Consider the following 10,485-nt stretch of genomic DNA (forward strand, 5'->3'; position numbering starts at 1 on the left):
ATAGTCCGTACGGGATTCGAACCCGTGTTACCGCCGTGAAAAGGCGGTGTCTTAACCCCTTGACCAACGGACCTGAGCTTTTCGACTCTTTCTATTATACCTACTTTTTTACCTTTGTCAAGGACTTTTTTTCCTCTTTACCGAAATTCTGAAAAGATAAAGGAAAAGAGCCAGTTAAACTGACTCCCTTTATTTATCTTGCCAATTAGTCGCACGTTCCTCTCCCCACCAGTAAGGGATCAATTCGGCAACCTTAATTGTTTTTCTTGTTTCGTAGTCCATCATGAACTCTGCTTCTTTATTTTCAGCATTCAATTCTAAGAGAAATTCTCTGCAAGCGCCACAGGGCATACCTGATCCTTCGCCGTAGGGAGGTTTGTCTCGAAAGGCGAGGATTTTCTTAACTTTAGTTTGTCCTGAAAATTGATACATATTGAAGAGAGCCGCTCGTTCTGCACAGAGATGAAAAACGCCACAAGTGCCCTCCATACAAAATCCTGTGAAGATCTGACCATCTTCTGCTTCTACCGAGGCAACAACATGGTTAGCATAAACAAAGTCAGAAACCTCATGGGGATTGTATAAAGTTCGCGCTTCTTCATACATCTTTTCCCAGATATCCATCTGCAGTCCTTTTTATTTAGAAATCTCTTTGAGCATGTTCTCGATATGCTGGATAGATTTTTCACGACCTAATAGGTAAATCGTATCTGGTAATTCTGGTCCATGCATTTCACCTGATACAGCAATACGAATCGGCATGAAGAGGTTTTTACCTTTAATACCTGTTTCTTTTTGAACTGCTTTGATTTGTGGGAAGATGTTTTCTGTCACAAATTCCTCATCTGTCATTGCTTCTAGTTTCGCTTTGAAGGCTTCCAGAACAACCGGAACGGTTTCTCCTGCCATGACCTCGCGCTCAGCGTCTGTCAGCTCTGGGAAATCTGAGAAGAAAAGATCTGTCAATGGAACGATTTCATCCACTGACTTCATTTGTGGTTTGTAGAGTTCTACCATTTTTTCAGACTTGTCAGTCAAACGCCCTGCTTCTTCTAAGTATGGTTTAGCCATTTCAAAGATTGTCGCAAGATCGGCTCTCTTGATGTAGTCGTTGCTCATCCAGTCCAGTTTCTTCTGGTCGAAGGCTGCTGGAGATTTGCTGAGGCGGTTTTCATCAAAGAGTTTAATCAATTCCTCACGAGAGAAGATTTCGTCTTCCCCACCAGGGTTCCAGCCGAGTAGGGCGATAAAGTTAAAGACTGCTTCTGGAAGATAGCCTTTTTTACGGTAGTCTTCGATAAACTGAAGGGTATTGGTGTCACGTTTAGACAATTTTTTACCCGTTTCAGAGTTGATGATCAAAGTCATGTGACCGAACTCTGGAGCTTCCCAACCAAGAGCCTCATAAACCATAAGCTGTTTTGGTGTGTTGGCAATGTGGTCATCACCACGGATAACATGGGAAATCTGCATATCGTGGTCATCGATGACAACTGCAAAGTTGTAAGTTGGGTAGCCATCTTTCTTCTGAATCACCCAGTCACCGCCGATGTTGCCACCTTCAAACTCGATATCACCTTTGACCATATCATGCCATTTGTAGATACCAGATTCATTAACAGCCAAACGAACAGTTGGGATGATACCGGCTGCTTCACGTTCTGCAATGTAAGCCGCCTTTTCTTCTTCGCTCATGCCAAGATATTCATTGATGTAGCGTGGTGTTTCGCCAGCTTCTTCTTGGCGTTCGCGCTCTGCTGCCAACTCTTCTTCTGTAACGTACGATTTGTAGGCTTTTCCTTCAGCTAGCAATTGGTCGATGTATCTTTGATAGAGTTCCAAACGCTCTGATTGGCGGTAGTTTTCATGAGTTTCTGGACTTTCATCCCAGTCAATTCCCAACCAGCGAAGATTTTCAAGCTGTGAACGTTCTCCATCCTCAACATGGCGTTTACGGTCAGTATCTTCGATACGGATGATAAAAGTTCCACCATGATGGCGTGCGTAAAGGTAGTTGAATAATGCTGTACGGGCATTTCCGATGTGTAGTAGTCCTGTTGGACTTGGTGCGTAGCGTACGCGGATATCTTTTGACATAGTTTCTCCTATAAAGTCTCTAGGCGTCTGCCTTTTTGCTTTCTATATTATATCACAAGTCTCGCCTGAGTCCAATGTCTACGAATAAAGAGAGTAAAAAGAGTGGACAAGCCACTCTTTTCTTCTATTATAGACGTGCGTTAAGCTCTTTGCTCAATTCTTCAAACCCTGGTTTTCCAAGAAGGGCAAACATATTGCGTTTGTAGGCTTCAACACCTGGTTGGTCAAATGGGTTGATAGCATTCAAGTAACCTGAAAGGGCAATTGCCAATTCGAAGAAGTAGATAGTGTAACCAAGAGTGAAGGCATCTTGCTCAGGAAGAGTCACGTACATGTTTGGTACATCACCGTCAGTGTGGGCAAGAAGAACACCGTCAGTCGCTTTTTTGTTTACAAAGTCAACGTCTTTTCCTTGAAGGTAACCAAGTCCGTCAAGGTCTTCTTCCAAGCTCGGGATAATCACGTTCTTGCGTGGTTTGTCAACACGGACAACTGTTTCAAACATGATACGAGTTCCTTCTTGGATAAATTGACCCAATGAGTGCAAGTCAGTTGAGAAGTTAGCTGAAGTTGGGTAAATACCTTTTTGGTCTTTTCCTTCTGACTCACCAGCCAATTGTTTCCACCATTCTGAGAAGTATTGAAGTGATGGCTCGTAGTTTACCAAGATTTCAGTTGCATAGCCTTTGCGGTAAAGGATGTTACGAACGGCTGCGTATTGGTAAGCTTCATTTTCTGAAAGTTTGTCTGAAGTGTAGTCTTTACGAGCTGCGTTAGCACCTTCCATAAGAGCTTTGATGTCTGCACCTGATGCAGCGATTGGAAGCAAACCAACTGCTGTCAATACTGAGAAGCGTCCACCGATGTCATCTGGAACTACAAATGTTTCCCAACCATTCGCATCTGCTTCAACCTTAACAGCACCTTTTTGGCGGTCAGTTGTAGCGTAGATACGTTTGTTGGCTTCTTCTTGTCCGTATTTCTTAACCAAGAGTTCTTTGAAGACACGGAAAGCAATCGCTGGTTCTGTTGTTGTACCTGATTTAGAAATCACGTTTACTGAGAAGTCTTTGTCTGCAACGTACTCTACCAAGTCAGCAAGGTAAGTAGATGAAATTGAGTTTCCAGCGTAAAGGATTTGCGGCGCTTTACGTTCTTCTTTTGTTTGCAAGTTAGCAAAGTGGTGGTTCAAGAAGTCAATAGCTGCTTTGGCACCAAGGTAAGATCCACCGATACCGATAACAACCAAGACATCGCTATCTGATTTGATTTGCTCAGCAGCTTTCAAGATGCGGTCGAATTCTTCGCGGTCGTAGTTTTCAGGAAGGTCCAACCAACCCAAAAAGTCGCTACCAGCACCAGTTCCTTTACGAATCAGTTCGTCTGCAGCTGTTACTTGTGCTTGCATGTATTCCACTTCATGTGGAGCAACAAATTTGTCTAAAACTTTTGAATAATCAAATTTAATATGTGACATGATAATCCTCCAAAATTTCTTCTTTTCTATCATAACGCTTACCTTCGATTTTTTCAAGCTTTTTTATTGAATTTGCCCAATTTTTATCAGAATTCAAACGTTTGCGTAAATTTGCTAAAATATAAAAAATCTGAAAGGACGAATAAAAACGGCTAGAGACTCTAACCGTTACAATTCATTTAATAAATACTCAAATAGTTCTAAATTGCCATCTTCTTCATTGACCAGAAACTCTGGGTGCCACTGCAAGCCGATGATACGATGCTCGTCGACAGACTCAATCGCTTCGATGGTCTGGTCTCTTGGATCAATAGCAGTTACACGGAAATTAGGCGCCAGGTCTTTGATGCTTTGACGATGGACTGAATTGACTTGACTTTCTTTACCAAACAACTTAGCCACCACGCTTCCTTCTACTGTCTCAATAGAATGAGATGTTCCAAAAGGCAAGCCTTGCCAGTGACCTTCAATTTCTTGGTGGAGAGTGCCGCCAAAAGCAACATTGACCAGCTGAACTCCGCGACAGATTGCCATAATTGGTTTATTCTGACGGAGCGCTTCTTTCAAGAGAGCTAGTTCAAACTCATCGCGTACAAGGTTGTAATCATCGCTCTCAATGGTCTTTTTCTCTCCATAAAACTGGGGATGGACATTTTGTCCACCTGTCAAGATGAGTTTGTCAATCATTTCCACATAATCGCGCACAATGGACTCATCCCCTACAGGAATCACTAAAGGGAGACCTCCGACTTGACGAATGCTCTCTGCAAATTTACAGGATACAGATGAGTGAATGTTTTTCCCTTCTGCATCTACAGGACATAGATTTGCAGCAACTCCTACAACCGTTCTAGCCATGATATGTCTCCTTTCGATTTTCTTGCGACAGTCTTATCTTATCACTCCAACCCTTTCCTGTCTAATATGTTTTTTTAAAGACCGTGATAAGTATTTTTTATGGACAAGAAAAAGCTGCCCACCGAGGACAACTTCTTTTTTATTCGAAGACAAATTGATTGTGATACAGTTCCGAGTAGAAACCGCCGAGTTTGAGCAACTCGTGATGATTTCCACGTTCAATAACCTCTCCATCTTTGAGGACAATAATCTGATCGGCATTGAGGATGGTCTTGAGACGATGGGCAATAACAAAACTGGTTCGTCCTGCTACAACTGCCTCCATGGCATGTTGAATCTTGCTTTCTGTTACGGTATCGACATTGGAAGTCGCTTCATCTAAGATTAGGACTTGAGGATCTGTCATCAAGGTTCGAGCGATGGAAATCAATTGTTTCTGCCCAGTCGAGAAGATATTTTGCTCATCATCAATAAGGGTATCATACTTGTCAGGCAAGCTTTCGATGTAGTCATGAATATGAGTTGCCTTAGCAGCTGCTTCGACCATTTCCTGACTGGCATCTGGCACACCAAAGCGGATATTGTCTCGGATCGTTCCACTAAACAAGACCGAATCCTGCAAGACAATACCGACCTTACTCCGCAGGCTGTCCAAGTCGTAGTCACGAATGTCTTTCCCATCAAAGCAAATGCTGCCTGCATCCACATCGTAGAAACGATTGATGAGGTTCATGATGGTCGTTTTCCCTGAGCCAGTCGGACCGACAACTGCTATCATCTGCCCCTTAGGAGCTGAAATGCTAACATCTTTTAAAATCGGCTTGTCTGGCACATAAGAGAAATCAATGTGACTGATTTCAACACCTTCTCGCAATTCCGTAAAGGCGGGTGCACTTTGCGGACGGATCTCTTCTTCTGCATCGAACATTTCTTGGATACGATCTGCTCCTGTAAAGGCTAACTGAAGACTGCCCCAGCTAGCAGCAACCTGGATAATGGGCTGGTAGTACTGCTGAGAAAATTGGGTAAACATGACAATCAAACCTAGGGCTGTCGTTGTTTCGATGCTCGGGTCATTCAGTAGGACAGCCGAACCCGCAAAAATGACAATGGCTGTATTGACCAAGCTCATCCCATTCATAACAGGAAAGAGGATGCCTGAGAACATTCTCCCTTTAAAGGTTGCCTTACGCACGCGCTCATTTTGCACCACAAAGCCTGCTACGATGTCGTCCTGAATCCCTTGAACGATAACAGCTTTCTGCCCTGAAATACTTTCGTCCATGTAGGCGTTGAGTTTCCCAACCTCTTTTTGCTGGAGATTGGTGTACTTGCGGGCCATTTTCACGATGAAGACCAACATGAGAAAGGCCACCGGGGTGCTGGCTACTGTTATCAGAGCTAGCGTCACATTTCTTGAAAACATGACAAAAATCAAACCGATGTAAAGAGCAATATTGCTCATAACCTGAACTAGACTTTCATTGAAGGCTTGAAGGATGTTGTCCAAGTCACTCGTGAAGCGAGAGAGGATGTCACCATCCTGATGGCGGTCAAAGAAAGAAACCGTCAAACGAGAAAGTTTGCCAAAAAGCCCCTTACGCATCTCATTTGTCGACTCGGCAATCACACGGGTCATCAAGGTCATGTAAATCAAACTGGATACCACTAAGGAAAGGACAACCAGAGCTAGATTCAGCATCAGAGCCGATAAACTCTGCCAGGCTAGTTCAGAAGTTCCATTTTGATAAGCCAGCACTAGGTTAGCAAGCTCTGTTACTGCTTGACCTGAAAAAACTGGAAAGAGGGCTTGGGCAATTGTCGCCACTGCAACCATCAGAATCACAATGACAAAGGAGAGCTTGTAAACTTTAAAATAATTCCAGAAAAATCGAACGGTTTTCATTTTATTCCTCCTTTCCCTTTTGTGTTTCGTAGATTTCGCGGTAGACGGCATTGTTAGCTACCAAGTCTGCATGCCTTCCTTCTCCAATCAAGCGTCCTTGGTCCAAGACCAAAATCTTGTCTGCATGGACGACTGAACTGATCTTTTGAGCGATGATAATGGTTGTCGTCCCTTTCAGATCTTTATTCAAAGCTTCCTGTACGAGTCTTTCTGACTTGGCATCCAAGGCCGAAGTCGAATCGTCAAAAATCAGGATACGGGGATTGCTGACGATCCCACGGGCAATGGACATCCGTTGTTTTTGTCCACCAGAAAAGTTGGTGCCACGTTCTTCGACCTGACTCTCAAATTTGTTTTCCATACGCCCGATAAATTCGCTGGCTTGAGCAATTCGTGCTGCACGTTCCATTTCTGACACGCTGGCATTTCCTTTCCCTTGACGAAGATTATCTGCAATGGTCCCACTAAAGAGAATAGCACGTTGCAAGACGATGGAAACTGTTTTACGCAAGGTCCCCTCGCTGACGTCTCGAATATCCTTGCCTCCAATCTTGATAGATCCCTCCTGTGGATCAAAAAGTCGTGGAATTAACTGAGCTAGGGTGGATTTCCCTGCTCCAGTAGCCCCAACCACACCGACCATCTGACCGGGCGCAATTTCAAAGGTTACATTCTTCAGCATAGGCTCATCGTCATTAGGATAGGTGAAGGTCACATTTTCAAAAGAGAGACTTCCTTCTAACTCTTCATCCGGGAGATCTTTAAAGGTCATCGCTGGCTCGGTATCTAGAATCTCGCGGATACGACGCAAGGAAATCATGGCACGACTGACAGAATTCCCTAAAAATCCAACCATGATGATGGTAAAGATAATCTGGCTGAGATAGTTGATAAAGGAAGCAATCGAGCCCACAACAGATGGATCTGACTGCGCCATGCCTGCCACCAACCAGATAGAGAGAAAGACAGCCCCATAGCCGACTAGCATCATAACAGGTTCTATAACCGAGAAGGCATAACCGATATAAAGATTTTGACCGAGAAGTTCATCAGAAACCTCGGTAAATTTGTCAAATTGTTCTTTTTCTTGTACAAAGGATTTGACCACGCGCACACCACGTAGATTTTCCTTGGCGATAGCATTGATCCGTTCAAGAAGGGTTTGAAACTTAGCAAATCGTGGCCCCATCATCCCCATCATGATGGCTGTTAGTGCAAAGATTAGGAGCACCATGAGGACAATCACCCACCAAAGCGATGGAAGAGTGTGGACCGCCAAGATAAAGGAACCGATAAAGAGAAGAGGGAGACGGAAGAGGATTTGAAAAGCCATCATCACCACATTCTGAATTTGGTTGATATCATTAGTCATTCGGACGACAAGATTGCCCGCATTAAACTGCTCGATATTGGCATAAGAAAAAGTCTGAATCTTGCGAAAAGCGTCTTCCCGAAGGTCCGAAGACACTCCTTGAGCAATGTAGGCTGCAAGCGTTACATTGACTCCACCTGCAACCAGACCGACTAGGGCTACTCCTATCAGCCAAGCGCCAATACTATAAATAGCCTCATTTTGACCAGCCAACAACGCCTCTAACACCTCTTGCAAATAGCGCGGTTGCAAGAGCGAACTCGCAACCATCAAGCCTGTCATCATTAGGGATGCCAAGACTTGCCATTTATAGGTTTTTATTTTTTTAATCAGCATATTTCCTCCTAATAAAATAGATAAAGGGAGCGACATCCTGCGTCAGCTCCTTCTCATTCGTTCATATTGATGCTATTCTAGCAAAAAAGAGGCATCTTGTCAAAGAAGTCTCCTTATTATAAATTAGTGCGCTTTCATCTACAGGTGATGCATGAAAAGGCTTTTTATGGTAAAATGAAAGGAAGAACTCTTACAAGGAGGAAAAGATGAAGAAACAAACCATCGCTGTCTTGGGTCCTGGTTCTTGGGGAACTGCCCTTTCGCAGGTCCTAAACGACAATGGACACGAAGTTCGAATTTGGGGAAATATTTCTGACCAAATTGATGAAATCAATAACCAACATACAAACAAACGCTACTTCAAAGATATCCTACTGGACGAAAAGATCAAAGCCTATCATGACTTGGAAGAAACACTAAGGGATGTGGATGCTGTTTTATTTGTGGTCCCAACAAAAGTAACGAGACTGGTTGCCCAACAAGTAGCAAAGGTGCTCGATCACAAGATTGTCATCATGCATGCCTCCAAAGGATTGGAACCAGATAGCCACAAACGCCTATCAACTATTCTTGAGGAGGAAATCCCAGCTGACCTTCGTAGTGAAGTCGTTGTTGTTTCAGGACCTAGCCATGCTGAGGAAACTATTGTACGGGATATTACCTTGATCACTGCAGCCTCTAAAGACCTTGAAACTGCTCAGTACGTCCAAAATCTCTTTAGCAATCACTACTTCCGTCTCTATACTAATACGGATGTTGTCGGAGTTGAAACCGCTGGTGCTCTCAAAAACATCATCGCAGTTGGCGCTGGGGCACTACATGGCCTAGGATTTGGCGACAATGCCAAGGCAGCCATCATCGCTCGAGGATTAGCAGAAATCACCCGTCTAGGTGTCGCTCTTGGAGCTAACCCTCTGACTTATAGTGGTCTTTCTGGAGTTGGTGACTTGATCGTAACGGGGACATCTGTCCACTCTCGTAACTGGAGGGCAGGTGATGCTCTCGGTCGCGGAGAATCCCTCGCAGACATCGAAGCAAACATGGGCATGGTCATCGAAGGCATTTCAACAACTCGAGCAGCTTACGAGCTGGCTCAGGAATTGGGTGTCTACATGCCAATCACACAGGCTATTTACCGAGTCATCTACGAAGGTGTCAATATCAAAGAAGCAATCACTGACATCATGAGCAATGAATTTAAAGCAGAAAACGAATGGTCATAGACCCTTATAGAAAGGAACATCATGAAACAGAAAGTCAGAAAAGCAGTCATCCCAGCCGCTGGATTGGGAACTCGTTTCCTCCCAGCAACTAAGACCTTGGCCAAGGAAATGTTGCCAATCGTAGACAAGCCAACTATCCAGTTTATCGTTGAAGAAGCACTCAAGTCTGGAATCGAAGACATTTTGGTTGTTACGGGTAAGTCAAAACGTTCTATCGAGGACCACTTCGATTCAAACTTCGAATTGGAATATAACCTTAAAGAAAAAGGGAAAACAGATCTTTTGAAGCTGGTTGATGAGACAACCGGCATGCGCCTGCATTTTATCCGTCAAACACATCCACGTGGTCTCGGAGATGCTGTCTTGCAAGCCAAAGCTTTCGTTGGAAATGAACCTTTTGTCGTTATGCTTGGTGATGACTTGATGGATATCACGGACGAAAAGGCTGTTCCACTTACCAAACAACTCATGGATGACTACGAACGTACCCACGCGTCTACTATCGCTGTTATGCCAGTCCCTCATGACGAAGTATCTGCTTATGGGGTTATTGCTCCGCAAGGCGAAGGAAAAGACGGTCTTTACAGCGTTGAAACCTTCGTCGAAAAACCTGCGCCAGAGGATGCTCCTAGCGACCTTGCTATCATCGGACGCTACCTCCTCACGCCTGAAATTTTCCAAATCCTCGAAAACCAAGCTCCAGGTGCAGGAAATGAAATTCAGCTGACAGATGCAATCGACACCCTCAATAAAACACAACGTGTATTTGCTCGTGAGTTCAAAGGAGCTCGTTACGATGTCGGAGATAAGTTTGGCTTTATGAAAACCTCCATCGACTACGCTCTCAAACATCCACAAGTCAAAGACGACTTGAAAGACTACCTCATCCAACTCGGAAAAGAGTTAGCTGAGAAGAAATAGAAGAAAAACAAGGCTCTTAAATAAGGGCTTTGTTGTTTTGTTGAAGCTTGCAATAAAAAAGCCATCTTTACAGATGACTTATTAGCAACTGAATCGGTGCTTGCTTTTTCAAGTTGTGTACGGACAAAGCCTTATTTTAACTTGCTGTGTTGTTTCGAATGGTTCCAAAACTTTTTTGTATGATATAACAGAATATTTTAAAAATGAAGGGGTTTTCTAGTCAAGTCCAGACTCCTGTGTAAAATGCTATACAATGTTTTTACCATTTCTACTTATCAAAATTGATGTATTTTCT

Annotated in this window: 8 protein-coding genes and 1 tRNA gene; 2 read left to right on the forward strand and 7 right to left on the reverse strand. The window is 43.7% G+C overall.

Annotation, left to right across the window (positions count from 1 at the left end; translation table 11 throughout):
• Position 1: 1 nt before the first annotated feature.
• From ACIY19_RS10310 to ACIY19_RS10340, 7 genes are all read right to left on the reverse strand, one after another.
• A tRNA-Glu gene (locus tag ACIY19_RS10310) sits at positions 2–73 on the reverse strand.
• A gap of 116 nt (positions 74–189) precedes the next feature.
• Entirely contained in the window at positions 190–624 is a 435-nt protein-coding gene (locus ACIY19_RS10315; RefSeq protein WP_409003347.1) for a cytidine deaminase family protein, read from the reverse strand.
• 12 nt (positions 625–636) lie between these two features.
• Positions 637–2,097: a glutamate--tRNA ligase gene (gene gltX / locus ACIY19_RS10320; RefSeq protein ID WP_409003348.1), complete on the reverse strand. Its 1,461-nt coding sequence runs from the start codon at positions 2,095–2,097 to the stop codon at positions 637–639.
• A gap of 127 nt (positions 2,098–2,224) precedes the next feature.
• Entirely contained in the window at positions 2,225–3,574 is a 1,350-nt protein-coding gene (locus ACIY19_RS10325) for a glucose-6-phosphate isomerase (RefSeq protein WP_071852036.1), read from the reverse strand.
• A 168-nt stretch (positions 3,575–3,742) separates the two neighbouring features.
• A complete protein-coding gene (locus tag ACIY19_RS10330; RefSeq protein ID WP_033629221.1) occupies positions 3,743–4,432 on the reverse strand; it encodes a gamma-glutamyl-gamma-aminobutyrate hydrolase family protein in 690 nt (229 codons plus the stop codon).
• 139 nt (positions 4,433–4,571) lie between these two features.
• Entirely contained in the window at positions 4,572–6,338 is a 1,767-nt protein-coding gene (locus tag ACIY19_RS10335) for an ABC transporter ATP-binding protein (RefSeq protein WP_409003349.1), read from the reverse strand.
• Position 6,339: 1 nt separating this feature from the next.
• Positions 6,340–8,046 (reverse strand): ABC transporter ATP-binding protein, encoded by a 1,707-nt coding sequence (locus tag ACIY19_RS10340; protein ID WP_409003350.1) that lies wholly within the window; start codon positions 8,044–8,046, stop codon positions 6,340–6,342.
• A gap of 206 nt (positions 8,047–8,252) precedes the next feature.
• Between ACIY19_RS10340 and ACIY19_RS10345 the strand changes: the two genes are divergently transcribed.
• Together ACIY19_RS10345 and galU are read left to right on the forward strand one after the other, a co-directional pair.
• On the forward strand, positions 8,253–9,269 hold the full coding sequence (locus ACIY19_RS10345; RefSeq protein WP_409003351.1) for an NAD(P)H-dependent glycerol-3-phosphate dehydrogenase: 1,017 nt from the start codon (positions 8,253–8,255) through the stop codon (positions 9,267–9,269).
• Between the two features lie 21 nt (positions 9,270–9,290).
• The gene (gene galU / locus ACIY19_RS10350; RefSeq protein WP_409003352.1) at positions 9,291–10,190 is read left to right on the forward strand and encodes a UTP--glucose-1-phosphate uridylyltransferase GalU; all 900 of its coding nucleotides are present in this window, start codon (positions 9,291–9,293) and stop codon (positions 10,188–10,190) included.
• Positions 10,191–10,485 lie beyond the last annotated feature (295 nt).

Source organism: Streptococcus sp. ST14 (genome assembly GCF_046098195.1).
GTDB lineage: Bacteria > Bacillota > Bacilli > Lactobacillales > Streptococcaceae > Streptococcus.

Bases quoted from the DNA above. Each gene is read 5' to 3' on its own strand.
- ACIY19_RS10345 (WP_409003351.1), top strand. From the start codon at position 8,253: ATGAAGAAACAAACCATCGCTGTCTTGGGTCCTGGTTCTTGGGGAACT.
- ACIY19_RS10325 (WP_071852036.1), bottom strand. From the start codon at position 3,574: ATGTCACATATTAAATTTGATTATTCAAAAGTTTTAGACAAATTTGTT.
- galU (WP_409003352.1), top strand. From the start codon at position 9,291: ATGAAACAGAAAGTCAGAAAAGCAGTCATCCCAGCCGCTGGATTGGGA.
- ACIY19_RS10315 (WP_409003347.1), bottom strand. From the start codon at position 624: ATGGATATCTGGGAAAAGATGTATGAAGAAGCGCGAACTTTATACAAT.
- ACIY19_RS10335 (WP_409003349.1), bottom strand. From the start codon at position 6,338: ATGAAAACCGTTCGATTTTTCTGGAATTATTTTAAAGTTTACAAGCTC.
- ACIY19_RS10340 (WP_409003350.1), bottom strand. From the start codon at position 8,046: ATGCTGATTAAAAAAATAAAAACCTATAAATGGCAAGTCTTGGCATCC.
- ACIY19_RS10330 (WP_033629221.1), bottom strand. From the start codon at position 4,432: ATGGCTAGAACGGTTGTAGGAGTTGCTGCAAATCTATGTCCTGTAGAT.
- gltX (WP_409003348.1), bottom strand. From the start codon at position 2,097: ATGTCAAAAGATATCCGCGTACGCTACGCACCAAGTCCAACAGGACTA.